Source organism: Stenotrophomonas sp. 86156_Sma, from assembly GCF_056481625.1.
This window is the reverse complement of the sequence record NZ_CM151157.1, coordinates 1,783,875-1,810,115: the sequence shown is the minus strand read 5'-3', so window position 1 is coordinate 1,810,115 and position 26,241 is coordinate 1,783,875. Positions and strand designations below refer to the sequence as shown.

29 protein-coding genes are annotated in these 26,241 nt (G+C 66.6%); 24 read left to right on the top strand and 5 right to left on the bottom strand.

Translation table 11 applies throughout. The features are described 5' to 3' along the window. Positions 1-77 precede the first annotated feature (77 nt). The 7 genes from pilL2 to ACZK33_RS08375 are packed head-to-tail and all read left to right on the top strand — an operon-like array spanning position 78 to position 6,106. Entirely contained in the window at positions 78-677 is a 600-nt protein-coding gene (gene pilL2, locus ACZK33_RS08405; protein ID WP_034032908.1) for a PFGI-1 class ICE element type IV pilus protein PilL2, read from the top strand. Then, positions 674-1,315 (top strand): hypothetical protein, encoded by a 642-nt coding sequence (locus ACZK33_RS08400; protein ID WP_034032907.1) that lies wholly within the window; start codon positions 674-676, stop codon positions 1,313-1,315. The genes pilL2 and ACZK33_RS08400 overlap by 4 nt, the downstream gene beginning before the upstream one ends. Positions 1,316-1,329: 14 nt before the next feature. Continuing rightward, positions 1,330-2,055, top strand: a complete 726-nt coding sequence (locus tag ACZK33_RS08395) for a TIGR03759 family integrating conjugative element protein (RefSeq protein ID WP_034032906.1) — start codon at positions 1,330-1,332, stop codon at positions 2,053-2,055. Continuing rightward, positions 2,037-2,627 carry a transglycosylase SLT domain-containing protein gene (locus ACZK33_RS08390; RefSeq protein WP_034032904.1) on the top strand — a complete coding sequence of 197 codons (591 nt, stop codon included), beginning with the start codon at positions 2,037-2,039 and terminating at the stop codon, positions 2,625-2,627. Before ACZK33_RS08395 ends, ACZK33_RS08390 begins: the two co-directional genes overlap by 19 nt. After that, positions 2,624-3,163, top strand: coding sequence for an integrating conjugative element protein (locus ACZK33_RS08385; protein WP_034032903.1), 540 nt, complete (start codon positions 2,624-2,626; stop codon positions 3,161-3,163). Before ACZK33_RS08390 ends, ACZK33_RS08385 begins: the two co-directional genes overlap by 4 nt. 4 nt (positions 3,164-3,167) lie before the next feature. After that, a complete protein-coding gene (gene traD / locus ACZK33_RS08380; RefSeq protein ID WP_050159445.1) occupies positions 3,168-5,360 on the top strand; it encodes a type IV conjugative transfer system coupling protein TraD in 2,193 nt (730 codons plus the stop codon). Continuing rightward, a complete protein-coding gene (locus tag ACZK33_RS08375) occupies positions 5,357-6,106 on the top strand; it encodes a TIGR03747 family integrating conjugative element membrane protein (protein WP_034032899.1) in 750 nt (249 codons plus the stop codon). Before traD ends, ACZK33_RS08375 begins: the two co-directional genes overlap by 4 nt. Positions 6,107-6,134: 28 nt before the next feature. On the opposite strand, the gene ACZK33_RS08370 is transcribed toward ACZK33_RS08375, so the two are convergent. Beyond that, a complete protein-coding gene (locus tag ACZK33_RS08370) occupies positions 6,135-6,503 on the bottom strand; it encodes a hypothetical protein (protein WP_175840907.1) in 369 nt (122 codons plus the stop codon). Between the two features lie 233 nt (positions 6,504-6,736). On the opposite strand from ACZK33_RS08370, the gene ACZK33_RS08365 reads away from it, so the two are divergent. From ACZK33_RS08365 to ACZK33_RS08290, 16 genes are all read left to right on the top strand, one after another. After that, on the top strand, positions 6,737-7,117 hold the full coding sequence (locus ACZK33_RS08365) for an integrative conjugative element protein, RAQPRD family (protein ID WP_034032896.1): 381 nt from the start codon (positions 6,737-6,739) through the stop codon (positions 7,115-7,117). Continuing rightward, positions 7,114-7,347: a TIGR03758 family integrating conjugative element protein gene (locus tag ACZK33_RS08360; RefSeq protein WP_034032894.1), complete on the top strand. Its 234-nt coding sequence runs from the start codon at positions 7,114-7,116 to the stop codon at positions 7,345-7,347. Before ACZK33_RS08365 ends, ACZK33_RS08360 begins: the two co-directional genes overlap by 4 nt. A gap of 16 nt (positions 7,348-7,363) precedes the next feature. After that, positions 7,364-7,723: a TIGR03745 family integrating conjugative element membrane protein gene (locus tag ACZK33_RS08355; RefSeq protein WP_033472245.1), complete on the top strand. Its 360-nt coding sequence runs from the start codon at positions 7,364-7,366 to the stop codon at positions 7,721-7,723. Between the two features lie 12 nt (positions 7,724-7,735). Beyond that, complete coding sequence (locus ACZK33_RS08350; RefSeq protein WP_034032892.1) at positions 7,736-8,146, top strand: TIGR03750 family conjugal transfer protein; 411 nt, start codon at positions 7,736-7,738, stop codon at positions 8,144-8,146. Then, positions 8,143-8,835, top strand: a complete 693-nt coding sequence (locus ACZK33_RS08345) for a PFL_4703 family integrating conjugative element protein (RefSeq protein ID WP_034032889.1) — start codon at positions 8,143-8,145, stop codon at positions 8,833-8,835. The genes ACZK33_RS08350 and ACZK33_RS08345 overlap by 4 nt, the downstream gene beginning before the upstream one ends. After that, positions 8,832-9,761 carry a TIGR03749 family integrating conjugative element protein gene (locus ACZK33_RS08340; protein WP_034032886.1) on the top strand — a complete coding sequence of 310 codons (930 nt, stop codon included), beginning with the start codon at positions 8,832-8,834 and terminating at the stop codon, positions 9,759-9,761. Before ACZK33_RS08345 ends, ACZK33_RS08340 begins: the two co-directional genes overlap by 4 nt. After that, positions 9,751-11,169, top strand: coding sequence for a TIGR03752 family integrating conjugative element protein (locus ACZK33_RS08335; protein WP_034032883.1), 1,419 nt, complete (start codon positions 9,751-9,753; stop codon positions 11,167-11,169). The genes ACZK33_RS08340 and ACZK33_RS08335 overlap by 11 nt, the downstream gene beginning before the upstream one ends. Beyond that, positions 11,150-11,590, top strand: coding sequence for a TIGR03751 family conjugal transfer lipoprotein (locus ACZK33_RS08330; RefSeq protein WP_034032881.1), 441 nt, complete (start codon positions 11,150-11,152; stop codon positions 11,588-11,590). The genes ACZK33_RS08335 and ACZK33_RS08330 overlap by 20 nt, the downstream gene beginning before the upstream one ends. Further along, positions 11,590-14,469 (top strand): conjugative transfer ATPase, encoded by a 2,880-nt coding sequence (locus tag ACZK33_RS08325; RefSeq protein WP_034032880.1) that lies wholly within the window; start codon positions 11,590-11,592, stop codon positions 14,467-14,469. The genes ACZK33_RS08330 and ACZK33_RS08325 overlap by 1 nt, the downstream gene beginning before the upstream one ends. A gap of 13 nt (positions 14,470-14,482) precedes the next feature. Continuing rightward, on the top strand, positions 14,483-15,256 hold the full coding sequence (locus ACZK33_RS08320; RefSeq protein WP_034032879.1) for a DsbA family protein: 774 nt from the start codon (positions 14,483-14,485) through the stop codon (positions 15,254-15,256). 181 nt (positions 15,257-15,437) lie between these two features. Continuing rightward, positions 15,438-15,932 carry a JAB domain-containing protein gene (locus ACZK33_RS08315; RefSeq protein ID WP_034032877.1) on the top strand — a complete coding sequence of 165 codons (495 nt, stop codon included), beginning with the start codon at positions 15,438-15,440 and terminating at the stop codon, positions 15,930-15,932. A 162-nt stretch (positions 15,933-16,094) separates the two neighbouring features. Then, positions 16,095-16,541: a TIGR03757 family integrating conjugative element protein gene (locus ACZK33_RS08310; RefSeq protein ID WP_034032876.1), complete on the top strand. Its 447-nt coding sequence runs from the start codon at positions 16,095-16,097 to the stop codon at positions 16,539-16,541. Positions 16,542-16,558: 17 nt separating this feature from the next. Further along, positions 16,559-17,485: a TIGR03756 family integrating conjugative element protein gene (locus ACZK33_RS08305; protein WP_155684696.1), complete on the top strand. Its 927-nt coding sequence runs from the start codon at positions 16,559-16,561 to the stop codon at positions 17,483-17,485. A gap of 9 nt (positions 17,486-17,494) precedes the next feature. Beyond that, positions 17,495-18,892 carry an integrating conjugative element protein gene (locus tag ACZK33_RS08300; RefSeq protein ID WP_034032874.1) on the top strand — a complete coding sequence of 466 codons (1,398 nt, stop codon included), beginning with the start codon at positions 17,495-17,497 and terminating at the stop codon, positions 18,890-18,892. Then, entirely contained in the window at positions 18,889-19,260 is a 372-nt protein-coding gene (locus ACZK33_RS08295) for a hypothetical protein (protein WP_034032873.1), read from the top strand. The genes ACZK33_RS08300 and ACZK33_RS08295 overlap by 4 nt, the downstream gene beginning before the upstream one ends. Before the next feature lie 15 nt (positions 19,261-19,275). Further along, on the top strand, positions 19,276-20,799 hold the full coding sequence (locus tag ACZK33_RS08290; protein WP_034032870.1) for a conjugal transfer protein TraG N-terminal domain-containing protein: 1,524 nt from the start codon (positions 19,276-19,278) through the stop codon (positions 20,797-20,799). A 6-nt stretch (positions 20,800-20,805) separates the two neighbouring features. On the opposite strand, the gene ACZK33_RS08285 is transcribed toward ACZK33_RS08290, so the two are convergent. The 3 genes from ACZK33_RS08285 to ACZK33_RS08275 all read right to left on the bottom strand — a co-directional run bounded on the left by ACZK33_RS08285 (position 20,806) and on the right by ACZK33_RS08275 (position 22,521). After that, positions 20,806-21,165 carry a DUF3742 family protein gene (locus ACZK33_RS08285; protein WP_034032869.1) on the bottom strand — a complete coding sequence of 120 codons (360 nt, stop codon included), beginning with the start codon at positions 21,163-21,165 and terminating at the stop codon, positions 20,806-20,808. Between the two features lie 84 nt (positions 21,166-21,249). After that, on the bottom strand, positions 21,250-21,882 hold the full coding sequence (locus ACZK33_RS08280) for an RES family NAD+ phosphorylase (RefSeq protein ID WP_034032868.1): 633 nt from the start codon (positions 21,880-21,882) through the stop codon (positions 21,250-21,252). Between the two features lie 12 nt (positions 21,883-21,894). Continuing rightward, the gene (locus ACZK33_RS08275; RefSeq protein WP_034032952.1) at positions 21,895-22,521 is read right to left on the bottom strand and encodes a hypothetical protein; all 627 of its coding nucleotides are present in this window, start codon (positions 22,519-22,521) and stop codon (positions 21,895-21,897) included. A 316-nt stretch (positions 22,522-22,837) separates the two neighbouring features. On the opposite strand from ACZK33_RS08275, the gene mobH reads away from it, so the two are divergent. Next, the gene (gene mobH / locus ACZK33_RS08270) at positions 22,838-24,700 is read left to right on the top strand and encodes a MobH family relaxase (RefSeq protein ID WP_034032866.1); all 1,863 of its coding nucleotides are present in this window, start codon (positions 22,838-22,840) and stop codon (positions 24,698-24,700) included. On the opposite strand, the gene ACZK33_RS08265 is transcribed toward mobH, so the two are convergent. Continuing rightward, complete coding sequence (locus tag ACZK33_RS08265; protein ID WP_079388760.1) at positions 24,701-26,173, bottom strand: thymidine phosphorylase family protein; 1,473 nt, start codon at positions 26,171-26,173, stop codon at positions 24,701-24,703. Positions 26,174-26,241 lie beyond the last annotated feature (68 nt).

Here is a 26,241-nt window from a genome sequence, read left to right as displayed (position 1 = left end):
GCCTGGTTCGCATTGTTTGCTGCCGCTCGCGGCCCGAGCGGCGATGGTGAGGGCTCGATGTTTCAGGACGACGCGCCATGTGCCCCTCTCCACCCTGGTTTCACCATCCCGAACGCCGCCTGCTGGCGGGCTTTCTCGGCCTGCTTTGGTCCGTACTGGCTGGCGGTTGCGCGACGACGAGCGCGCCGGTCGCGCCCGACACTATCGAGGAAGTCTCGGCCGCGCCCATACCCGAGGCGCCCGAGTACATCCCCGTCGTGCGCTACGGTCGCTACACCCTCGTGGAACTGGCACCGACAGCAGCGCAGCGCGACCTGCTGTTACAGACCATCGACGTGTCGATGCCCGAGGATGCCCGCGCCACGGTCGGCGACGGGCTACGGCATGTGCTCAAGCGCAGCGGTTACGGCTTGTGCCAGACGGCGCACGCGGTGATCGAGCTGTACGCACTGCCGCTGCCAGCGGCGCACCTGCACCTTGGCCCGATGACCCTGCGCGATGCGCTGCTCACGCTGGCTGGTCCGGCCTGGGAACTGCACGCGGATGACCGCGCACGGCAAATCTGCTTCGAGCGGCCCGGCGACAGCATGACCGCCGACAACGCACCCGCGTCGCCCGCCACCGAGGCGGCGCAGACGTTCCCACTGGCGCCCCCGGCATCGGAAGGCCAGCCATGAACGCCCCGCAGCCCGCCCATCGTTCAACCGCCGCGGTGGTGGTGCAGAGCCTGATGTGGCTCTGGCTGATCGGCCTCAGTGTCCTCGTGGCCATCGGCTACCAGGCCATGAACGACCAGGCCGACCAGAAGCGCCTCGATTCCCGCCTGCAGCGCCTCGAAGCGCAGACAACAGGCCTGGCCGAGACCGTCGAGGCCATCCAGCAGCGTCCGGCCGTCGCCACGGCGGCAGACCTCAAAGACACCCGCCAAATCCTGGAAGCACGCGCGGCCCAGGTCGAGCAATCGCTGAGCGCCTATGCCGCCGACGACGACCTTCAGGCACTGCGCGCCGAAGTCGAGCAAGTCAAGGCGCGGCAGACCGCTGCGCGCGCCGCTGCACCCGTCCAGCCGCGCACCGGGAACAAGCCCACCGCCAAGCCCGAACCACCGCCGCTCCCGTTCCGCATCGTCGGTGCCGAACTGCGTGCCGGCGAGCGCAGCGTGTCCGTCGCGCCGAGCAGTGGCGACTTCACGCCCGACCAGCTTCAGGTGCTGCTACCCGGCGATGCGGTCGGCCCGTGGCGCTTGCAGGCCGTCGAGGGCAACACCGCGGTGTTCCAGGCCGGCGACCAGACCCGCCGCGTGGCGATTCCCTGACCGGAGCAGATCGCATGAAGCCATCGATCATCTTTTCCGTTCTCCTGCTGGCGTCCACCCAGTGGCCTGCCTGGGCCCAGCAGCCCGCCACGGCTCCCGCCCGCAATGCGCAAAGCCAGGAGCGCCCGCTGGCCGCCCGCACCCTGGACGACCGGGTGGCGAGCGACTGGGGCCTGCAACCGCAGGAATGGGCGCGCTACCGCGAATTGATGGACGGGCCGCTGGGCATCTACTCGCCCAACCTGGACCCGCTGTCGGCCCTGGGCATCGAGGCCCGCACCGACGAGGAACGGCGCCGCTACGCAGAACTGCAGGTGCAGGTCGAGGCGCGCCGCGTCGAGAAGCTGCTTGCCTATCAGCGCGCCTACGACGAGGCCTGGCAGCGCCTGAACCCCGGAATGCAGCGGGTGAACCTGCCGGACGACAAGCCGGTCGCTGGCGCCACGCACGGCTCCGGCCGCATGGCAGTGTTCGTCAAGGACGGCTGCGTGGCCTGCGGCCAGCTCGTGCAGCGCCTGCAATCGGCGGGCGCCGAATTCGACCTGTACATGGTCGGCAGCCGCCAGGACGACGCGCGCATCCGCGACTGGGCCAAGCGCGCGAACGTCGATCCAGCGCGCGTGCGCAGCGGCAGCATCACGCTCAACCACGACGGCGGCCGCTGGCTAACCTTGGGGGTGCCCGGCGACCTGCCAGCGGTCGTGCGTGAGGTGAACGGCCAATGGCAGCGCCAGCCGTAGCCGCTCTCCTGCGCGCACTGGTGCTCGTCGCTGGCTTCTGCGCCTGCGTCGCCCAGGCCCAGGAGGTTCCGCCACCGGCCTACCAGCTCGCCGCGCAGCACGCAGGCATCCCCTCGACAGTGCTCTACGCCGTGGCCTTGCAGGAAAGCGGCATCCGCCGTAATGGGCGCATCGTCCCGTGGCCGTGGTCGCTCAATGTCGCCGGCCAGTCGCGCCGCTATGCGACCCGCGCCGATGCCTGCGCGGGCCTGCAGCAGGTGATGCGCTCCACGCCGCACACGCGCATCGACGCGGGCCTGGGCCAGATCAACCTCGGCTACCACCAGCAGCGCTACGCCAGCGCGTGCGACCTGCTGGACCCGTACCGCAACCTCGCCATCGCCGCCGAGATCCTGCGCGAGCAGCACACCCCCGGCGAGGACTGGTTGCTGGCGATCGGCCGCTACCACCGTCCTGCGGGCGGTGAGCCCGCCGCCCGCTATCGCCGCAGCGTGTCGCGCCACCTTGCCCGCGTGCAGGGCGCGCGCGCAACCGCCGCGGTTCTTGCCGCACGCCAGGAGACATCCCCATGAAGAAATCCCATCTGGCCTTGCGGGGCCTGCTCGTATTGCTGGCGGGTCTGCCGCTGGCCTCGCTCGCCGGCGAGCCGCTGATCGTGGTCGAAGACCGCGGCGGCGCGTCGGCGCTGCCGTACTACGAAGCCCTGAACCTCCAGCCGCGCGCCAACGCGCCGGCCCGGCCGCCGATCCCGACGCCACAGGTTCCCGCCACGCCGGCAGACGAGGCCGCGATGCTCCCGGTACGCAGCGCCAAGCTCACGCCCGGCACCGTCGCGCGGCGGGTCATCGAGGCTCCGGGTCTGCGGCCTTTCGCGGTCGTCGGCGACGACGAAACTTCCCGGGCCTGGCTGCGCCGCCAGGCGGCAGCGCTGCGCGAGCGCGGCGCGGTCGGCCTGGTGGTCAACGTCGAGACCGTGCAGGGCCTGGCGCGACTGCGCGCCCTGGTGCCCGGCGTACCCCTCGCGCCCGTGTCCGGCGACGACCTGGCCGAGCGTCTCGGCCTGCGGCACTACCCGGTGCTGATCACGGCCACCGGCATCGAGCAATGAAGCCATGTCGGGGAAACAGCCGGTCGAGGTGCTGCTTCGCCCAGCGGTGGAGCTATATACCGTCGCGGCGTGTGCAGGCGCCGCGTTTCTGTCCCTGGTGGCCCCCTGGTCGCTCGCGCTGAGCCCCGCCATGGGCGTCGGCGGTGCGTTGGCGTTCGGTGCCTACGGCGCCATCCGCTACCGCGATGCCCGCGTCATCCTGCGCTACCGGCGCAATATCCGCAGGCTGCCGCGCTACGTGATGACCAGCAAGGACGTGCCGGTCAGCCAGCAACGGCTGTTCGTGGGGCGCGGGTTCCTGTGGGAGCAGAAGCACACCCATAGGCTCATGCAGACGTACCGGCCGGAGTTCCGCCGCTACGTCGAGCCGACACCGGCCTACCGGCTGGCGCGACGGCTGGAAGAACGGCTGGAGTTCGCGCCGTTCCCGCTGTCCCGGCTGTCGAAACTCACCGGCTGGGACGTGCCTTTCAACCCGGTGCGGCCGCTGCCACCTGTGGGTGGCCTGCCGCGCCTGCACGGCATCGAACCCGAGGAGGTGGACGTCAGCCTGCCGCTGGGCGAGCGCGTCGGCCACTCACTGGTACTGGGCACCACGCGCGTCGGCAAGACCCGGCTGGCCGAACTGTTCGTGACGCAGGACATCCGGCGCGTGAACGCCGCGGGCGAGCACGAGGTGGTGATCGTCATTGACCCCAAGGGCGATGCCGATCTCCTGAAGCGGATGTACGTCGAAGCCCTGCGCGCGGGCCGCGAAGGCGAGTTCTACGTCTTCCACCTGGGTTGGCCGGACATCTCCGCACGCTACAACGCCGTGGGCCGCTTCGGCCGCATCAGCGAGGTGGCCACCCGCGTCGCGGGGCAGCTTTCCGGCGAAGGCAACTCAGCCGCCTTCCGAGAGTTTGCGTGGCGATTCGTCAACATCATCGCCCGCGCCCTGGTGGAGCTGGGACAGCGGCCCGACTACATGCTGATCCAGCGGCACGTCATCAACATCGACGCGCTGTTCATCGAGTACGCCCAGCACTACTTCGCCAAGACCGAGCCCAAGGCCTGGGAGGTGATCGTCCAGATCGAGGCCAAGCTCAACGAGAAGAACATCCCGCGCAACATGATCGGGCGCGAGAAGCGCGTGGTGGCGCTGGAGCAGTACCTCTCGCAGGCGCGCAACTACGACCCGGTGCTGGATGGCCTGCGCTCGGCGGTTCGCTACGACAAGACGTACTTCGACAAGATCGTAGCCAGCCTCTTGCCGCTGCTGGAGAAGCTCACCAGCGGCAAGATCGCGCAGCTCCTGGCCCCGAACTACTCCGACCTGGCCGACCCGCGCCCGATCTTCGACTGGATGCAGATCATCCGTAAGAGGGCCATCGTCTATGTGGGCCTGGATGCGCTCTCCGATGCCGAGGTTGCCGCAGCGGTCGGCAACTCGATGTTCAGCGATCTCGTGTCGGTCGCCGGGCATATCTACAAGCATGAGATCGATGACGGGCTGCCGGGCGCATCGGCCGGTGCGCGCGTGCCGATCAATGTCCACGCCGACGAATTCAACGAGTTGATGGGCGACGAATTCATCCCGCTGATCAACAAGGGCGGCGGTGCCGGCCTGCAAGTCACCGCCTACACGCAGACCCTCTCGGACATTGAGGCCCGCATCGGCAACCGCGCGAAAGCTGGTCAGGTGATCGGGAATTTCAACAACCTGTTCATGCTGCGCGTGCGCGAGACCGCGACCGCCGAACTGCTGACCCGGCAATTGCCGAAGGTCGAGGTCTATACGACCACCATCGTCAGCGGTGCGACCGACAGCTCGGACATTCGCGGGGCGACGGATTTCACGTCGAACACCCAGGACCGCATCAGCATGTCCAGCGTGCCGATGATCGAGCCGTCGCACGTCGTCGGCCTGCCGAAAGGCCAGTGCTTCGCGCTGCTGCAGGGCGGCCAGCTTTGGAAAGTGCGCATGCCGCTGCCGGCGCCGGACCCGGACGAAGTGATGCCGGCAGACTTGCAGCAACTGGCCGGGTACATGCGCCAGAGCTACAGCGAAGCGACGCAGTGGTGGGAGTTCACCAGTTCCCCGGCCCTGCAGGACACGCGCCTGCCCGACGACCTGCTGGATGACGCCGCTGCGGCCGAACCTCCCGCGGTGACCACCACCACCGGCGATGGCTCCGGCAACGAGGCCTCGCCATGAAGGACGCCGCCTCGACTGCGCAACGGGAGCAGAACCAGCGTCAGGGCCTGATCGTCGGCACCATCACCTTGCCGTTTCGGCTGCTCGGGGTGCTGATCGGCTCACTGCTGTTCTCGATCGTCGTGGAGTGCGTCGGCATGCACCTGTTCTGGAAGGACCAGGGCTGGCGGCACTCGCAGCAGATGTTGCAGTACGAACTGGGGCACCTGTCCAGCCACTTCACGCGCAGCGTGGTCGTGCAGGAACCGGGGCGCACGGCGCACGAGTTGGTGGACACCGGCTACGAATGGGTATTCGTTCGCTCTGGGCTGCTGGAGCGCATGAGCCAGACCGCCGAGCGCGCCCGCGCACCCAGCCACGGGCAGACACGCAACTTCCGCTACTACATCAGCCAGGTCTATGTCTGGACCGAGAGCTACCTGATCGCCGCGGCTTTCACGACGCTCACGTTCCTCGTGCGCCTGCTGGTCCTGGTGCTCACGTTGCCACTGATCTTCACTGCGGCGTTCGTTGGCCTGATCGACGGTCTTGTGCGGCGGGACGTGCGCCGGTTCGGCGCAGGCCGGGAATCGGGCTTCATCTACCACCGCGCGAAGGCGAGCCTGATGCCGCTGGCCGTGCTGCCGTGGGTCACCTATCTGGCCTTGCCGATCTCGGTGCATCCACTGCTAATCCTGTTGCCGAGCGCCGCCTTGCTGGGGCTGGCGGTATCCCTGACCGCGGGGAGCTTCAAGAAGTACCTCTGAAGTAGAGCACGCCGCGCAGCGCTGATGCTCAGGCCTTCATCCGCGCATGCACCTGCTCCCAGGCCTGCGCAGCGCGCACCTGCGCTTCCTGCATTTCGGCTCGGATCAACTCGGTCATCTCGGCGTGGCCGGCTTCCGCTTCCTCCCAGATGAAGTACCGGCGCATCTGGTGCGTCACACCATCCACAAAGACCATCGTCTCGAACAGGAGTGGATCGCCACCAAGTCCGTGGTTGTGGTCCAGCCCAAGAAAGACCGTGAAGATACAGACGTCATCGATCCAGGTCTCCACCACGCGCCGATCAGCTACTGAAAACCAGGCGCCCCACTCGGCAATGCTCTCGCACGGCACGGCACGGCACGGCACGGCACGACGACCGTCCAGCGTGTAGTGCATGTGGCAAGGGAATTGGGGAAGCGGCATACTGAAAGAGTACCCGAAGGCGCTTGCGCTCCCAAAGCCGACGCCAGTTTCTCGCCACGCTGACGCGGCGTTCTTTCCCGCTCTCCAGACCCTGAGACCGAGCGCAAGTCCATCAATCCGGGCATGCGCGAATTCCTATTGTTTGCGGCCTAAAAGCCCCTCGCTGCCCACGATCAAGCCATTGCTGATCACACAGGAATGGCGCGATGTTGGCTCCGATCTGGCAGCGCGCCGCGCATCGCGGCGTGCCCATTTTTCTCGTGACGGCCCTGCTGCTGGGTCAGTGCCCGATGGCGTTGGCCGAGTCCCCCGCACAGCGCCAGGAGCTGGTCGCCGCGCTGCGCCAGCTCGACGCGCTGGAGCGCACCGTCGCCGACAGCGCCGCGCGTGCCCCCATCCAGCCGGGCGAGCGCTACCACTTCGATTACCCGCGGTTGCTGGCTGACCTGGCGCGCGTGCGCGCCGGCATCCGGACCCATCTCACACCGTCGCGTGCCCAGCCGCGCGACCCCTCCGAACTGGCCGGCGACTACCGCACCGAGCGGTCCGCTTCGCCATCGCCGAGGACTACGGAAGCCAAGCAATGAACGGCGCCCAGGTCTCGGCATTTCAAGCCAACAGCGGCATCGCGCCTTCGGTGATGGCGACCGTCCTGGTCGGCGCCGTGTTCGCGGTCCTGCTCGCCTGGGGCGTCTGGGCCATCCGAACGGCCTACGTGGGGTGGGCAGAGAGCCGCCTCAACCAGCGCCAGTTCCTCGGCGTCTGCATCCGCTTCGTCGCGATGTACCTCGTCCTGAGCTTCTTCCTTCTCTCCTGAACCGAAAGGCACGACCATGCAAAACCGCATCCTCCATTCCCGTCTTGCCCAGCGCGCCGCCGTGGCACTGGGCGCCGCCACGCTGCCCGCGCTGTCGTTCGCGCAGGGGCTTCCCCAGTTGGAGAACCCGACCCGCGGCACCGGCAACGGCATCATGGAAACGATCAGGAACTACGGCTACGACATCATCATGCTCGTGGCGCTCCTGGTCGTGGCGTCGATGTTTATCGGCGTCTGCTACCACGCCTACGGCACCTACGCGGAAATCCACACCGGCCGCAAGACCTGGGGCCAGTTCGGCCTCACCGTCGCGATCGGTGCCGTGCTGCTCGTGATCGGCATCTGGCTGCTCACCGAAGCCACCGGCATCCTGTAAGGCGAGGCCGGTATGTCCGAGCAGCAGCACGTCCGTGCGGACGGGACGGTCACGTTCCTTCCGCACCGGCTCAACCGCCATCCCGTTGTCGTGCGCGGCCTCACCGCCGACGAACTGTGGATCTGCTGCGGCCTGTCCGGCGCCGCCGGCCTGCTGGTCGGTGCGCCGCTGTCCTGGGTGTTCCGCACGATCGCCATCGCGCCGACGTTCGTCGTCCTGGGCGTGGCCCTGGGCGTCTTCATCGGCGGCGGCATCCTGCGCCGGCTCAAGCGCGGGCGTCCCGATACCTGGCTGTACCGGCAACTGCAATGGCGCATCGCCACGCGCCATCCGCTGATGGCGGGATGGGTAGGCGGCCACGTGCTGATCTCGCGCTCCGGCTTCTGGTCCACCCGAAGGTCTGCCGCAAGGGGGGCACGATGAGCCGGTTCAAGAACGAGATCACCCACCTGCAGGCGCACATCAAGACGCTTCGCCTGGGGGCTGGCGCGCTGGTCATCGTCGCCCTGGTCATGGGCGGGGGCTGGTGGAGCGCGCCGCGCGACCTGACCATCCACGTCCCGCCCGACCTGCGCTCCGGCAGCACCCGCAAGTGGTGGGAAGTGCCGCCCGAATCGGTCTATGCGTTCACGTTCTACGTGTTCCAGACCCTCAACCGCTGGCCGACGAACGGCGAAGAGGACTATCCGCGCAACCTCCACACGCTCTCGCCGTACCTCACCCCGTCCTGCCAGGCCTTCCTGCGCGCGGACTACGACTACCGCCGCAGCACGGGCGAGCTGCGCCAGCGCGTGCGCGGTATCTACGAAATCCCCGGCCGCGGCTATGGCGACGACCCCACGGCGCGCGTGCGCGTGGTCTCCGACCGCGACTGGGTGGTGACGCTCGACATCACCGCCGACGAGTACTACGGCGCCGAGCAGGTTAAGCGCGCGCTCGTGCGCTACCCGGTGAAGGTCACGCGGGTGGACGTCGATCCAGCCCGCAACCCGTTCGGCCTGGCGCTGGACTGCTACGACGGCGCGCCCCAACGCATCAGCGCCCCGGAGCCGACGCGCCCGGCGCCTGGCGGCCTGTCTTCGCAAGCGCCCCAAGGAGGAAACACCCCATGAAGCATCCTGCATTCACGCTGCTGGGGCTGTTGGCCGTGGCCACCACAGTGGTCATGTCCCCCGCCGCCCGCGCGGTCGAAATCCTGCGCTGGGAACGCATGCCGCTCGCGCTGCCGCTGAAGGTAGGCCAGGAGCGCATCGTGTTCATCGACCGGAACGTCCGCGTGGGCGTGCCGGCGGGCGTGGGCGAACGCCTGCGCGTGCAGAGCGCGGGTGGCGCGGTGTACCTGCGCGCCAGCGAGCCGATCGAGCCCACGCGGCTGCAATTGCAGGACGCCGACACGGGCGCGCTGTTCCTGCTCGACATCGCGGCCGAGCCGCCCAAGGACGGCGAGGCCGAGCTGGAGCCGGTGCGCATCGTCGAGGGCAGCAGCACCCCGGCGCGCTATGGCGATCAGGCAGGCGGTGCCGATGAGGCCCCGGCACGCGCCCAGAATCAGACAGGCGCTCATGCGGCGCGGCGCGAAACCCCGGTTTCGGTCGTCCTGACGCGCTTCGCCGCTCAGAACCTTTACGCGCCCCTGCGCACCGTGGAGCCGCTGCCAGGCGTCATGCGGGTGAACCTGCGCCGTGACCTCGACCTCGGCACGCTGATGCCGACGCTGCCGGTGCGCGCGGTCGCGCTCGCGTCGTGGCGTCTGGAAGACCAGTGGGTCACCGCCGTGCGTCTGACCAACAGCAGCAGCGGCTGGGTCACGCTCGACCCGCGCGTGCTGCAAGGCGACTTCCTCACCGCAACCTTCCAGCACGAATCATTGGGTCCGCGCGGATCTCCCGAGGACACGACCGTCCTGTACCTGGTGACGCGTGGGCACGGCCTCGCGCAATCGCTGCTGCCGGCGATCCACCGCTTCGACCCCGCTGCGCACCTGGCGCAGCCGGAAGCTGAAGCCGACGACGGCAAGGGGGCCCGCCATGCGCAGTAACGGCCTGCTCAAGTGGCTGATGATCCCGGTCGCCTTGCTGGTGCTGTTCGTTGCCATCCGGCTGTTCTCCGGCGGAAGCACGTCGGCACCGCCCGCTGCGGATGCCGGCTCCAAGCTCACGCCCGAGGAAATGAAGGCATTGGGCATCGAAGGCGATACCCCCCGCGATACCGTGGCAACGCTCGTCGCCCAGGTAAAGCAGTTGCGTACCGAGCTTCAGACCGCGCTAACCGACAACAAGTCGCAGCGCGAGGAAAACCAGCGGCTGCGCCAGCGCGAGAACTCCATCGATCAACGCATCAATTCGGCCCTCGAATCCGAGCGCTCGAACCTGCGCCGCGACCAGGAACAGGCGACCAGTGCGCGCCAGCAGACTGAAGGGCTGCTCGCCGACCTGCAGCGGCGTCTGGACAGCATCGGCGGGCGTGGCGGCGGCCATGCCGATCTGCCTGTGGGCCTGGGGCTGCGCGATGGCGACGAAGCCGGCATGGAAGGCGGCGTGCGGTGGGTCGAACCGGACGACGCGAAGAAGGCCGAGGGCCGCAACAACGGTCGTGGCACGGGCAGCGGCATGAGCTTCCCGACGAGCTTCGGCCCCGCGCAAAGCACGCTGGAAACCACCATGGAGAACGTGGCGAACGCCGGCGCACGTGCAGCAGGCGTCAAGAGCGCCAAGCCGGTCTATACCGTGCCGACCAACTCCACGCTGATGGGCTCCGTGGCGATGACGGCGCTGATCGGCCGCGTACCGATCGACGGGACGGTGAACGATCCGTACCCCTTCAAGGTGCTGGTCGGGCCGGACAACCTCACGGCCAATGGGATTGATATTCCCGACGTGGCCGGCGCTGTGTTCAGCGGAACCGCCTCGGGCGACTGGACGCTCTCATGCGTGCGCGGCCAGGTGCGCAGTATCACCTTCGTCTTCAACGACGGCACGATTCGCACCATCCCCGAAGACCGCGAAGGCAATCAGCAGAACAACCAGCAGCGCGACGGCCTAGGCTGGATCAGCGATCCGCACGGCATCCCCTGCGTCAGCGGCGAGCGGCGCAGCAATGCCCAGCAATACCTCGGCTCGCAGGCCCTGATCACGGCGGCCGGTGCCGGCGTGGCCTCGCTCATCGAGAGCGACAGCGGCCGCATGTCCTATGTCGGCTCGGACGGTTCCATCGGCACCGTGGGCATCAGCGGCCAGGAAGCAGTCGGCCAGATCCTCGCGGGCGGCGTCCGTGACATGTCGGCCTGGGTCAACAAGCTCTACGGCCAGGCCTTCGCCGCCGTCTATGTGCAGCCCGGCGCCAAGGTCGCTGTCCACCTCGAAAAACCGCTGGCCATCGATCACGACCCCGAAGGCCGCAAGGTCGATCACCGTGCAGGAGAAAGCCATGCGCTCGAACTCGATTAAGGGCCTGGCGCTGGCCCTCGCCGTCGCTGTGCTCGGCGGCTGCGCCACCAGCAAGGAAGAACTGCTGACCCATAGCGACCGCACCATGATGGACATCTGGCAGCAGGAAACGGGTGGCGGCGGCGGTGGCACCGGCCAGGTCGCGCGCCGGCAGTTGCTCGACGCGCGCCAGAGCCTGCGCCGGCCGCTGACCGAGGCCGACGTGCAGGCCGCGCCCGCCGAACAGATGCGCTACACGCGCACGGCACGCAACGAGGTCTATCGCCAGTTTCACCGCCTGCCCAATCCCGACCTGGTGATGTACGTGTACCCGCACTTGGCGGGCACGGACCCCGTACCCGTGCCGGGCTACACGACGGTCTTCCCCCTGTACCAACGGGTGCAGTACGCCATGCCGGGCGAGCGCGTGGAGGACTACTGATGCGCTGGAAACTACCCTGGTCGAAGTTTGCCGCATCCGGCGCCGGCGATGACGAGCAGCCGGACGGCTGGCAGCGCCACGTCGACGCCTTGCACCAGGCCGGCATCCCCGAACCCGGTGCAGCACTCCAAGGCCGCAGGCCGGCGACGGTAGCCAACGAGCAGGCGCTGTACGACGTCGCGCCGTCGTTCGCGGAACTGCTGCCTTGGGTGGAGTTCCTGCCGCAGTCGAAGTCCATGCTGCTGGAGGATGGGCAGTCGGTCGCTGCCTTCTACGAGCTGGTGCCGCTGGGCACCGAGGGCCGGGAACCCGGCTGGCTCGCGCATGCCCGCGACGCCTTGGAGAACGCGCTCCAGGACTCGTTCGATGAGCTGGACGAAAACCCCTGGGTGCTCCAGCTCTACGCCCAGGACGAACCCAGCTTCGACCAGTACATGGAGAACCTGCGCAACTACGTGCAGCCGCGCGCCCGCGGCACCGCGTTCACCGAGTTCTACCTTCGCTTCTTCAGCCACCACCTGCGCGCGGTCGCCAAGCCCGGTGGACTTTTCGAGGACACGGTAGTGACTCGCCTTCGCTGGCGCGGCCAGACGCGGCGGGTTCGCATGGTCGTCTATCGGCGTGCCACCGGGCAGGCGAACCGCCGCGGCCAGACGCCCGAGCAGATGTTGAACATCGTCTGCGACCGCCTGTGCGGCGGCTTGGCGAACGCCGGCATCCAGGCACGGCGCATGGTCGCAGCCGACGTCCACGACTGGCTGCTGCGGTGGTTCAATCCGCGCCCGGCGATGCTCGGGCCGAGTGCAGAGGATCGGGAGCGCTTCTACGCGCTGGCGCGCTACCCCGACGAGGCCGAGGACGGCGAAATCGAGCTGGCGAGCGGTCGGGATTTCAGCCAGCGGCTGTTCTTCGGTCAGCCACGCTCCGACGTGGAGCACGGCACCTGGTACTTCGACGGCATGCCGCATCGCGTGTTAATCACCGACCGCCTGCGTATGCCGCCCGGCACCGGACACCTGACAGGCGAAACCCGCAAAGGGGATGCGATCAACACGCTGTTCGACCAGATGCCGGAAGACACCCTGATGTGTCTCACGATGGTCGCCACGCCGCAGGATGTGCTGGAAGCGGACCTCAACCACCTGGCGAAGAAGGCGGTGGGCGAGACGCTGGCGTCGGAGCAGACGCTCAAGGACGTGCAGGAGGCACGGTCCCTGATCGGCAGCGCGCACAAGCTCTACCGGGGAACGCTGGCGTTCTACCTGCGCGGACGCGACGAAGCGGAACTGGACCGGCGCGGCCTGGACCTGGCGAACGTCATGCTCAACGCCGGCTTGCAGCCGGTGCGCGAGGACGACGAGGTGGCACCGCTCAACAGCTACTTGCGCTGGCTGCCGTGCTGCTACAACCCTGGCCAGGATCGGCGCAAGTGGTACACCCAACTGATGTTCGCGCAGCACATCGCGAACGTGTCGCCGGTGTGGGGCCGCGCCCAAGGTACGGGGCACCCCGGCATCACGATGTTCAATCGCGGTGGCGGCCCGATTACGTTTGACCCCTTGAACAGATTGGATCGGCAGATGAACGCCCATCTGTTTCTGTTCGGCCCTACGGGCTCGGGGAAGTCCGCAACGCTTAACAACCTCTTGAACCAAGTCACGGCGATATACCGCCCGCGGCTGTTCATCGTGGAGGCCGGCAACAGCTTCGGTCTGTTCAGCGACTTCGCACGCAAGCTCGGGCTGACGGTGAACCGGGTCAAGCTGGCCCCTGGCTCGGGCATCAGCCTGGCACCGTTCGCCGATGCGCGCCGGCTGATCGAAACGCCGAGCGACGTGCAGACACTCGATGCCGATGCGCTGGACGAGGACGTACCCCCCGACGCCTCAGCCATGGAAGCGGACGAGCAGCGCGACGTGCTGGGCGAACTGGAGATCACGGCCAGGCTGATGATCACGGGCGGCGAAGACAAGGAAGAAGCCCGGATGACGCGGGCCGACCGCTCGTTAATCCGGCAGTGCATCCTCGACGCCGCCGAGCACTGCCACGGTGGAGGTGGTAGCGAGAAGCGCACCGTTCTCACGCGCGACGTGCGCAACGCGCTGCGCACCCGCGGCCAGGACCCGACGCTGCCCGAGATGCGCCGCGTGCGGCTGCTGGAGATGGCGGACGCAATGGACATGTTCTGCCAAGGCACGGACGGCGAGATGTTCGACCGCGACGGCACGCCGTGGCCCGAGGCCGACATCACCCTGGTCGATCTGGCGACATACGCCCGCGAAGGCTACAACGCGCAGCTCTCCATCGCCTACATCAGCTTGATCAGCACGGTGAACAACATCGCTGAGCGCGACCAGTATTTGGGGCGCCCGATCATCAACGTGACCGACGAAGGTCACGTGATCACCAAGAACCCGCTGCTCGCTCCCTACGTGGTCAAGATCACAAAAATGTGGCGGAAGCTAGGGGCCTGGTTTTGGCTGGCCACACAAAATATCGACGATCTGCCGCGCGCCGCGGAGCCCATGCTCAACATGATCGAGTGGTGGATCTGTCTCAGCATGCCGCCCGATGAAGTCGAGAAGATCGCGCGGTTCCGCGAACTCTCGCCTGCGCAGAAGGCGCTGATGCTTTCGGCGCGCAAAGAGGCGGGGAAATTCACAGAAGGCGTCATCCTCTCCAAGAGCATGGAAGTGCTGTTCCGCGCCGTGCCGCCGAGCCTGTACCTCGCCCTCGCGCAGACAGAACCCGAGGAGAAGGCCGAACGCTACCAGCTCATGCAGCAGTACGGCTGCACCGAACTGGAAGCGGCTTTCAAGGTGGCCGAGAAGATCGACCAGGCACGCGGCATCGAGTCGCAGGCCCTGGAACTGTCGTAAACCGGAGAACGCCATGGACCAGAAACGTCCTTCCATTCCGATGCAGGTCCAGGCGTTCCGCCGTCGCCGCTGGCCCTGGGTATTGGCTGCTGCGCTGGTCGCGCTGCTGCTGATCTGGCTCGTGTCCCGGTCGCCCGGCGGATCCTCAGCGCCGTCGCCCGCGCCGGTCAGCACGGCGCAGGTCGCTGGGCCACCCTGGCAGATGGGCAACCCTGACGGCCGTTTCACGCTGACACTCTATGCCGACCTGGAATGCCCGTTCTGCCGGGAGTACTTCCCGCAGCTCAAGCGGTGGGTCGGCAGCAACACCGACGTCGCACTGCAATGGCATCACCAGCCGCTGGCTGCGCACGAGCCTGCCGCGTCGGACGAGGCACGTCTGGCCGAGTGCGCTGCCGAAGCAGGCGGGCATGCGGCGTTCTGGCAGGCGGTCGAATGGGTCTATGCCCACACGCGCAGCGACGGCCAGGGCTTGCCCGATGGCTTGCGCTACCCAGAAACAACGTCAGCCATCGAGCAGTGCATGGCGAGTGAGCGGCCCAACGCGGCCATCAGCGCCCAGGCCGCGGAAGCGACCAAGAGCGGCGTGACCGCCACGCCGTCGCTGCGACTGCTCGATCGCCAGACGGGCCAGGCCATCGTGCTGCAAGGGCCGATCGAGGGCGATGCCTTGCTCTCGGCCATGGACATGCTGGCGGCCGGGGAAATGTCCAGCGACGCGGCGGGTTCGCCCGCCACCCCCACATCCGAGATGCCTGCCGACGTTGTCGGCGACATGCCCAGGTAGCCCTCGGTCTTTGAGGCTACGGTGCGGATCGCCGCGCTGACCGCTACCCGTTCGCTTCGCATCCCGGCTGCGAACAATCACCGCTGCGCGGTGATAGATGCACCTTGTTCCGCTGTTTCCATCCCCAGGAGGGCTTGCCCTCTCAGGCTGGCGCCCTCCGTTCACATTCTGGAGGTTCGCCATGTCACTCGTCGTCAATGACTCCTGCGTGGAGCCACGTTTTGCCCCAGCGTCCCAATCCGATGACTGGATCATCCGGCAAGCCATCGCGCTGCTGGAGCAGCGGGTCTTCAAGAAGGGGCCTTCCCTGGATCAGCCTGCGGCCGTTAAGGACTACCTGCGCCTGAAACTGGCCGCCGAGCCCAACGAAATCTTCGCCGTCGTGTATTTGAACAACATGCACGAGGTACTGGCCTATGAACCGACGTTCAAAGGCACAGTCCATTCGACCACGGTACATGCGCGCCCGATCGTGCAGCGTGCCCTGGAACTGAACGCTGCTGCGGTCATTTTCAGCCACCAACACCCTTCGGGCTGCACGGACCCATCGAGCGCGGATCGCGCGTTGACCCAAACGCTGAGGGCCGCGTTGTCGCTGATCGACGTGAGGGTGCTGGATCACCTGATCGTCGGCCAAGGCACGCCGTACTCGTTCGCGGAATCCGGCCTGCTGTAGCGACGGCATCGGCTCCCTGATCCACGCGGAGGCTTCGGCCTCCGCTTTTTCGTGGGCGCGAGACAAGCAGGTATGCGGGCAGTGCGCGATGCGCATTGTTTGTTGGGGCCGCATCGGCTTCGCGTTTGACTACTGCTCTGATCAACTTCAAGGGCACGCGACATGCCAGCATCTCTTTCCAGGTTCGCGCCGGGCTGGCGAACCCTCGGCCTGGCCGTGGCGCTGCCGGCAGCCCTGGCCGTTTTCAGCCCGGCCACCTTCGCCGCCGACGTGGTGGTCGTCACCGACAGCCGCCACCCGGTCAAGAACAGGGGCGGCGAGCAGCTGATCGAGCTGGACGAAGCCCACCGGATTGAAGCGGAGCTTTCCGCGGGACTGCCCACCGACCCCGAACAGGCGACGGCCATCGTCAAGCGCCGGCTGAATGTCGGCGGTGCCGATCTACAGCGCCGCATCGCTTCCGCATACCAAGGCGTCACCGACGCATGGAGCCTGGGCATCACCAGCATTCCAGCCGTCGTGGTGGACAAACGCTACGTGGTCTATGGCGAGCCGGACGTGGCTCGCGCTGTCGCGCGCATCGAGCAGCACCGGAGGAACCAGCCGTGACCCGACCATTCGACCTGATGCGCCGCCTGCGCGCTGGCGTGGCTTCGTTGCTGCTGCTCAGCGCCACGGGTAGCTACGCCCTCAATACAGCGACCGTCATCGGATCGGTGGCATCGCCCGACTGCCTCGAATACCGCGTCGTCGGCATCTGCTACTGGCTCTATTGCACATGGACGGGCTGCACCGTGCGCACGTCCACGAAAGTGCGCCACTACGTTCCCGACGCGGTGGTGTCGTCGTACTCGAATACCGGCGAAAACCCCTGGGTCGAAGTCCGGGCAATGGGCACACCCAACCCGTCGGCCCAAGCGGGCGGCGATGGGACCACAAACGAGGATCACGAAAACAATCTCGCAAAATTCAAAAACGCGGACGTCATCGGCCACCCCGGTGCCGAGGTGTTCAACCAGTTCGCCTCGTCGTCGGGCTACTTCTGTGAGGGCGCGGGCACGGCGTTCATGCCGTACTTGCTCAGCACCCTGGATACGCTGGCCTGGCGCTACAACGTGCCCGAGATGGCCTACCCGGAAGCGCTGATTCCGGGCCGGCGCGAGGTCGGCGCACGCACCACGATGAACCTGTGGGGCAACGTGTATCCCCGTGGCGGCTTCCTGCACCAAACCGACGACTTCAAGGCCAGCGCAGTGGTGGCCCAGCGTGCGGGCGATGTGGTCACTCGCCGGGGGCAGATCCACGTCTATCAGCCGTTGCTCGCGAACTCCCGCGACGGCTACTGGCCAGCCGGCGCGCTGATGGAGGGCGATGCCTCGACCGGCAAGTGGCAAGAACTCACGCCCGTCCTGTCGTCGTCCTGCACGGTCTTCCCGCGCAGCGGCTTCCTTACCCAGGCGCAGCAAGGCGACTACGCATGGGCGCTGTGGCGGCCGTATGCCTGCTGCTCACGCCGTGGCCAGGTGTTCCTGGGCAGCGTCGATTTCCTCTGAGGTGGTGCCATGAAGTTCCGTCCTGCATTCAATCCGTTGTCCCGCCGGGCACGTCGCACGGAGATCGTCCTGGCGCTCGCCGGCGCGCTCGCGCTCGGCAGCGGCGTGGCCTGGGGTCAACTGGGATACCAGACCAGCGGCAGCGTCATCGGCGATGACGTCATGTACTCGATCGGCGGCGGCAACGCCGTGTCGATGGGACGTGCGGCCGGCATGCGCTCTCTCGGCGTCGGCGTGGGCTGGAACAGCAACTTGATCTGCGGCGATATGAGCATCCAGACCACGTTGAAGAACCAACTGAATGGCATCACCAACGGCTTCCAGCAAATCATGTCGTCGGTGATCCAGAGTGCCACCAGTGCGGTGGCATCGTTGCCCGCGCTGATCATCCAGCGGGCCGATCCCGGTCTGTACAACCTGCTCACCAATGGCGTGCTGCAGGCGCGACTCGATTTCGACCGTTCCAAGCTGACGTGCCGTGCGATGGCCGAGAAGATGGCCGAAACGGCGGGTGGACAACTCGGCTGGAGCCAGATGGCAGAAGGGCTGGCGTTGCGCGATGCCGTGTCGAGTACCGACGCGGTCTCGGCCATCGAGCAAGCAGAGACACGCCGCGGCAACGATGGCGTGCCCTGGGTCGGAGGCAGCAATGCGGGCGGCTCCGGCCAACCAGCGATCAGGGTCGTCGGCGATGTCACCCGTGCCGGCTACAACCTGGTCAACGGCCGCGGCGTAACCGACACCTCGTCCATCGCGCCGGCCAGTTGCAGCAGTCTCTCGTGCCAGACCTGGACCTCGCCGCAGGCCGCCGTCGAGTGGGCTACGCGCGTGCTCGGCGAGAAGGAGCAGCGCACGTGCGATGCCTGCACCAAGACCGAGACGACGCCGGGCGTCGGGCTCACTCCGCTGATCCAGGAAGAGTACGATGCCAAGCTGCAGGCGCTCCAGGACCTGGTGACCAAGGCGAAGAACACGACGCCGGAGAACCTGCGCGAGGCCGGCAGTGCGTCGCTGCCCATCACGCGCGGCGTGATCGAGGCGCTGCGCGACGAGCCCGACCAGCACCTGCTTTCGCAGCGCCTGGCGTCCGAGGTCGCGCTGGCGTCCGTGCTGGAGAAGGCGCTCCTGCTGCAGCGCACGCTGCTCACGGGCAAGAAGGAGCCCAATGTCGCGGCCAACGAGCTTGCCGTGGAAGCCGTGAACCACGAGAGCGACACACTCGACCGCGAGATTCGCAACCTCAAGACCGAACTGGAGCTGCGGCGCGAGCTGGCGAACAACTCGCCCATGGCGATCATCCAGCGCCACGGCGCGCGCGCGGCCGGCTCGCGCGGCATCTACGAGGGCGATCCTGTGCCGGACCGTCTCGACCAGCTCCAGAAGGGCAATCCGGGGAGTCGGCCATGAGCCCGGCGCGCATGGCATGGCGGCCGCTGCGCTGGCTGTTCAGCCGGCGCGCGGCGAAGACGCTGCTGTGGCTGGTGCTGATCGTTGCCGCCGCCGTGGGGGCGAACGTCGCGGGCATCTACCTGGTCGGCAGCGTTGCAGGCTGGGAACGGTGGCTGGCGGCCTCCGCAGGGTATTTCTTCATCTGGCGGCTGTGCGTGTACGTGGCAACGGTCTATGGATGGTTCTGGATGCGCCGCCGGGTGCTGGCCCGGGAAGACCAAAGTGGGACAGATGGCCAGGCGCGGCGCCGGTTGATCCGCACCGAAGTCGCCGGCGTCGTCGCCATCGTCGCGCTGGAAGCCAGCCTGCTGATGCAGGCCGCTTGAGGGGAGATCGGGACCATGACGCTCTTCACAACCGACTATCTGGAGTACTACCTCACCCTTGTGTCCTGGATCGTCAACAACGGTATCTGGGCCGTGCTGGTGTCCAGCGGGGTGTTTGCGCTGCCTTTCGTCGCCATCGTCGTGCAGGAGTGGCTGAAGGCTCGTGCGGAAGGCGCCGACGAAGGCAACAAGGGGGTGCTCTCGGCCGCTCGTATCGAGAATCGGGTCTTCGTCGCCATCGTGGTGGTGATGTTCGCCGGCATTCCGTTCATCGACGTGGATCTCAGCACCATCCAGTACGACAGCTCGCGCTCGGCGCAGTGCCAGGTCAGCGTGCCGCAGCCCACGGAAACCGGCTGGTCGCAGTCATTCAGCACCATCAACAACCAGTCGGCGAAGGTACCGGTCTGGTGGGCCTTCATGCACGCGCTCTCGCGCGCCGTCACGAGCGCCTCGGTAGCGGCGATCCCGTGCGGTACGGACCTGCGGCAGATGAGGATGGAGATCGACGCGACCCGCATTGACGACCCGGTACTGGCTCAGGAAGTCGCGGACTTCTCTCGGGATTGCTATGGGCCTGCGCGGGCCAAACTGTTCATGCAGCGCCCGGATCTCGATGAGCAGCAGATGCACGACGTGACCTGGATCGGCTCGCGCTTTTTCACGGACACGGGTGGCTACTACGACAGCTACCGCTCCAGCACGGCGCGCGAGGCATGGCCCTATGACGACACCCGCGATGCTGGCCTCGCGCAGGTTGCCAATGGCGGCGGCTACCCGACTTGCAGGCAGTGGTGGTCAGACGGCAGCAACGGCCTGCGGGCACGCCTGCTGGGGAAAGTGGACCCGACCCTACTGAATCGCCTGGCGGGCTGGGCCGGGTTCCTCAGCCGGGCCGAGGTGGACGATTCGGTGATTCGCGCCATCGCGTCACCGCGGCAGCAGAAACTGAACCAGGGCAGCGTCTATACGGACTACGGCGGCCAGATCGACAAGACCCTGCCGAACATCGTGACGCGCGCCACAGGCGACGTCGGGATGGCCGTCGGCGCGATTGCTGCGTTTCCCGCCATGGACGTCGTGCGCCAATCCCTGCCCATGGTGCTCGCCTTGCTGAAGATGGCGCTGGTCATCTGCATCCCGCTGGTGCTAGTCGTGGGCACCTATGACCTGAAGACGGTCGTCACCGTCAGCGTGGTGCAGTTCGCGCTGTTCTTCACGGACTTCTGGTTCCAACTCGCACGCTGGATCGATTCAACGATTCTGGACGCGCTTTATGGCTGGGGTTTTGGCTGGAACCGGCCGCACACCAACTTCGACCCGCTGGTGGGGCTGAACAACGCCTTCGGTGACATGCTCCTGATGTTCATCACGGGCACCATGTTCATCGTGCTACCTACCTTCTGGATCATGGCCTTGGCTTGGGCGGGTGTTCGCGCCGGTAACGTGCTGCAAGGACTCGCTGGTGCCACTGGCGATGCCAAGGCTGCCGGTGGGAAGGGAGGAAGTATCGCGATCAATGCCGTGTCGAAGAAGTAATCACTGCTAGTCATCCTCGACATGAGGATCAATGCGAAAACCGTCGTAGGTGTACAAGCCGAACCCGGCTGGTCCGTTTCGCCATTCTGGCTCGGGCAACTCCTCGCCCAGGTCGGTATTGCGGGCCATCCAGGCAACGACTATGACGCACACCAGCAGCAGAGCCAGCCAGAAGGTGGTGTACAGCAGCGCCCCGAGCGCGGCCAACTTGACCACCCACACGAGCGCGACAGCGCCAGCTATCGGCACTCCCTTGGAGATCAACCAGTTCGACGCCCGTCGTTCGCCGCGCGCATAGGCACGCCATCCGCGGCCAAAGGTGCGGCCGAGGCGTTCTGCGGTGCTGGTGCGGGTCGTCGTGGTCATGGTCGTCTCCTGCTGTTGAGGAATGCCTATTTCACTTTGCTCCAATTCATTCGGTTTGAGGCTTCAATGCGCTTTCTTGCTGCTTCAGGACGCTTCGTCCTCCGGCTCCACCGGGCCGGGATCGAGTTCCAAGCCGATGCGATAGGTGGTAACGAACCGCGGCCAGTCCACATGGTCAACCAAGTCGATGTCCTCGACAACGCTGATCTTGGCTCCCGCACGCTCGAACAGGGCGATGCTCTTGGCGGGATAGTTGTTGCGCGACGGATAGAGCACTCCGTCGAACAGCGCCTGGCCGTCATCTCCGAGCATCGCATGCACCTGGGCGGACACCTGCTGCGTGTACGTGTAGTCGCGGCTGGCCAATTGCTCCAGATTCAGGCCGAAGTAGCTTGCCATGACGCCCGGCGCCGTGAGGTCAGCCAGGAGCATGTCGTCCAGAACTCCTACTGCGCGCACCATCCGGGCCTGGACTTCTTTCAGCGTGATCGAGCGATTGGTGTCCGCAAGCCACTGGTGCTTGTGAAACACCGACTCCATCAGCGCCGTGGGCAGGTCGCGCCCCAGGTAGAGCACGCCGTAGGCTCCCGCCGGGTCATCGTAGCGATTCGTGCTGCTGCGGCCATAGTACAGCGGGCTGCCCCGATAGACGACGCGGCTCACATGCTGGAGCAGTTCACCGGCATCGATCAGGAACGAAGGCAGCTCGTGGCTCATGGCGATCTCGCTTCAATGCACCTGTACGCCCAGCACGTTGAACACAGCCTCGGCCACGTCATCGATCGTGCCATGCGTCACCGCATCCACCGGCGAGCGACCGCCCAAGCCTTCGAGTGGTTCGGACAGCGCGCGGTAGATCGTCCAGTGGTCGATGCCCTCGACCTCCTGGAGCACGGTTTGGGTCAACTGCTGCTTCACCGGGTCGAGCTGCCAGTCGGGCAGCTTCTGGCCGCGCGGCCCCACGTTCAGCGCCAGCAGCCGACGGGCGAGGATGTCCTTGTAGATTTGCTGGCGCGACTTGTCCGCCAGCTTGGCGAACTCGGCAGGCGGCAGGTTGTCCGGCTGGTTGAAGGCTTCCAGCAGCACGGCGCGGCCTCGCTGGACGTCGGTTTCAGTCGGTGCCCAGCGCGTGTCGGCGCGCAGCGCGGCCGCCTTTCGCTCCAAGGCCTGCGCCACCGTTTCACCTTCCAGGTTGGCGGGCAGCTTCACCGCCTCCACGCGCTCGTGGATAAACGCCTGCAACTCGGCCGCGAAAGCCGGGGCATCCCGGATTTCGACGGTATCCGCGAAGCGGCGCACATCCTCCACCGTGACGCGCGGCAGCCGGTCGGCAATGAATTCGATGGCAGTGGACATGGTCATCTCCCAGGTAGGTTTGAGACAGGATTCACTCTAGTCGCCTTTGTCGCCTTTGTCAATCTAGTCGCATGAATGGGAGTCTACCTGGCGGCTGTAGCGTCTCGGCAGCATAGGCCGCGGCCAGCGCGGGGCCGCTGTCCAATCCATTCGTGCGGGTTCCGCATTGACACTGGAGCCGCAACCCAGGGGCCGCTATACCGAAACGGTGAAAGGCCAAAGGGTCGAAACGGCAAGGGAATGGGGTGCAAGGGGAAAGGCCCTACCTCGAAAAGGCAAAAAGGCCTCCCGCCCGGCCCGCCATCAGGACACCGACATGCTCTCCCTGTTCCAGCGAAAACGTCCTCCGGTCGCTGCCGCGCCGTCGCCAGCATCTGCCACCGACCTCCTGAAAGGGCTGACGCGGCCGGAGTCGGCTGCCTCGCTGCTGGCCACCCCGCGCCGGCAGAAGCTGATGGAACACATCTGGCAGCGCACCTCGCTCTCGCGAAGGCAGTTCGCCACCCTGTACCGCACGCCACTGGAGCGCTACGCCGAGCTGGTCCAGGGGTTCCCGGCCTCCGAAGCGCACCATCACGCCTACCCGGGCGGCATGCTCGACCATGGCCTGGAAATCGTCGCCTACAGCCTGAAGCTGCGGCAGTCCCATCTGCTGCCCATAGGCGCCAGCCCTGAAGACCAGGCCGCGCAAGCCGAGGCGTGGACTGCTGCGATCGCGTACGCGGCCCTGTTGCACGACATCGGCAAGATCGCCGTGGACCTGCAGGTCGAACTGGCCGACGGCAGCACTTGGCACCCTTGGCATGGCCCGCTGCGCCAGCCGTACCGCTTCCGCTACCGGGAGGATCGCGAGTACCGCCTGCACAGCGCCGCCACGAGCCTGCTGTACCACCAGTTGCTCAACCGCGACATTCTCGACTGGCTCAGCGGCTATCCGTCATTGTGGGCGCCGCTGCTTTACGTTCTTGCCGGGCAGTACGAGCACGCCGGGGTGCTCGGCGAGTTGGTCGTGCAGGCAGACCGCGCCTCCGTCGCCCAGGAGCTGGGCGGCGATCCCGCGCGCGCCATGGCCGCACCCAAGCACTCGCTCCAACGCAAGCTGGTGAACGGGCTTCGCTACCTGCTCAAGGAAGAGCTGAAACTGAACCAGCCTGAAGCCTCCGATGGCTGGCTCACCGAGGACTCGCTATGGCTGGTGAGCAAGACGGTCTCGGACAAGCTCCGAGCGCACTTGCTGTCCCAGGGCGTTGATGGCATCCCTGCGAACAACACTGCGGTGTTCAACGTGCTCCAGGACCACGGCATGTTGCAGCCGACGCCAGACGGCAAGGCGATCTGGCGCGCGACCGTGACCAGTTCCACCGGCTGGTCCCACTCGTTCACCCTGTTGCGGGTGGCGCCTGCACTGATTTGGGAGCCTGGCGAGCGGCCCGCGCCGTTCGCCGGGACGGTGGCGATTGATACGGGCTCCACGGACAACGAGGCCGATGGGCCACTCCCACTTCCCCCAGATGATGTGCAGCCCGCCGCAGCGAGCCAAGAGGCGCTGCCATGGGAAGAAGCTGGTAGCACCGCTTCGGCTCCTTCGCCCAGGCCCCAAACCAAGGCCGATGTCATGGAGGACATGCTGGCGATGGTGGGTCTACGGGATTCGTCCGGCATGGCGCGGGAGGCGGAAGCCGCCGCGGGCGAGGTGGATGCAACGCCCCCGGGAGCGCCCTCACTAATCTCGGTCACCGCTACGCCTTCATCACCGTTGCCCATGTCCCCGGTCGCGCAGCCCTCCGGCGAGCATTTCATGGCATGGCTGCAACAGGGCATAGCCTCGCGGCGGCTAATAATCAACGACGCGAAAGCGCTCGTACACACCGTGAGCGATACGGCGTACCTGGTAAGCCCAGGCGTCTTCCAGCGGTATGCACAAGAGCACCCGCAGGTGGAAGCACTGGCCAGGCGAGAGAATCAGCAGGACTGGCAGTGGGTACAGAAACGCTTCGAACGACTGCAACTGCACCGTAAACAGCCCAACGGCCTGAACATCTGGACCTGCGAAGTCACCGGCCCACGCAAGGCGCGTCAGTTACACGGCTATCTCCTGCAGAGCCCGCTGCAACTATTCCAAGACCCGCCCCCCAACAATCCTTATCTGAAAACCGGGGGCGTCTCTCCGGCGCCGTGACTAAGTCGCGATTTCGATAATGTCTCCGGCCCCGCGTGCATAGATCAGGGCATAGTCCAAGGTGCTTGGCGTTTGCGCATGCAGAAACAGCAACGGCGCCCCCGGCACAACCCGATCGCCAACCTGCACCCTCAGATCCACGCCAGCTGCCGGGTTGTCCGGAGCGCCGGCCAACTTCGCCAGCCGGGACAGTTTGCGATTGTCGATCCCCACCACCTTGCCGGCGCTGGCAGCGACCAAGGGCAGCACGCAAGGGGCGCGTGGCGGTTCTCGCATTCCGCCTTGAGCATCGCAGATGCGCTGAAACTTCTCCCACGCGAGCCCCTCGTCTAGAGTGCGCAAGGCCAACGCCATGCCTCCTCCTGCTGGCGCAGCGCCCCCCATCTCCAACACTGCGCCGGCAACCACAGCGGCTCGTTGGCGAAGATCGGCCGGCGCCCCCTCGTCATTGCGCAATACGGCCAGCACATCCCGGGCTTCCAGCGCCGGGCCGATGCCGCGGCCGACGGGCTGAGTGCCGTCCGTATACAGGCAATGCACGGCGAGACCGAAGTATGTGGCAGTGGCGGTCAACTTCGAGCCCAGCAGTTGAGCGGCCTCCTGGCTACGTACCTTGGCGGTAGGTCCGACAGGAATATCGATGACGACATGCGTCGCGCCGGCCGCGATCTTCTTGGACAACACCGAGGCGATCAGTTGTCCCTCCGTATCGATGTCTAATTCACGCTCAACGCGTACAAAAATGTCGTCGGCTGGGGACAAGTGCATGGAACCACCCCACGCCAGGCAGCCGCCTTCGCGCTTGACCACATCGCGCAGCTTGTCTAGGCTGAGGTCGACAGGTGCTAAAGTTTCCATGGTATCGGCGGTGCCGGCAGGCGATGTGATGGCGCGTGACGAGGTCTTGGGCATTAGCAGGCCGTTCGCCGTCACAATCGCCACGACGATGGGTGTGGTGCGGTTGCCCGGCAATCCGCCGACGCAGTGCTTGTCGACGACCATCTGGGCCCCCCATTTCAAGCGCTCACCCACCTGAACCATCGCGCGGGTCAGATCGACGGTCTCTTGTTCGTCCAGCGGCAGGGTGGAAGTGGCGGTCAGGAACGCAGCCAGATGCACATCCGTGTAGCGCCCCTTCACGACGTCGCCGACGATGGCGGTCATGTCCTGCATGTTCAGGCGCTGACCGTAGATCCGCTTGCGCACGCCGGCCAGCGAGTCCAGTAACGGCGGATGGCGCACCTCGACGGTATCGCCTGCATGCAACCCCAAGGCGTCCCAGGCGTCTTCGGACAAGGCCACCTGCTCGGGCGCCAGGCGCTCATCGTCCTCGATCTGGTACAGCTGGGCGAGCAGCTCGCGCTCCCCCGCCCTGACCAGCACCTGCGATCGCGACGCGAGTCCTTCAGCGAGGCAGACATAGGAATCCCTGCGCATGACAGCGACAGCTTGGTGCTGCGCATGCAGGCGCATCCGCACCGCTACCATGGCTGGTGCAACGGGTACTGCAGCAGCAGCGCCTGGCGTTCCTACGACAGCGC